The organism is Microvirga pakistanensis, assembly GCF_004458765.1.
GTDB lineage: Bacteria > Pseudomonadota > Alphaproteobacteria > Rhizobiales > Beijerinckiaceae > Microvirga > Microvirga pakistanensis.
The window spans coordinates 1-223 of the sequence record NZ_SPJX01000411.1; the positions used below are offsets into that span (position 1 = coordinate 1).

1 protein-coding gene is annotated in these 223 nt (G+C 58.3%); it reads left to right on the forward strand.

What is annotated here, in order from left to right; all coding sequences use genetic code 11:
- The coding region (locus E4K09_RS19670; protein ID WP_134499440.1) for a hypothetical protein at positions 1-131 on the forward strand (131 nt) is incomplete at its 5' end.
- Positions 132-223: the final 92 nt, after the last annotated feature.

Sequence of the window (223 nt, forward strand, 5' to 3'; positions counted from 1 at the left end):
AGGCGGCCATCGCCATGGAGTTCGGTGCCTCGTCGGAGGACATGGCGCGCACCTGCCATGCTCACCCGACCCTTGCAGAAGCTGTGAAGGAAGCCGCACTCGCGGTGGAGACGCGCGCGATCCATATGTAATATGGATTCATGGCAAAGCTCCACTTCCTCTACTCGGTGATGAACGCAGGAAAGACCACGCATCTCCTGCAGGTTCGTCACAACTACATCGA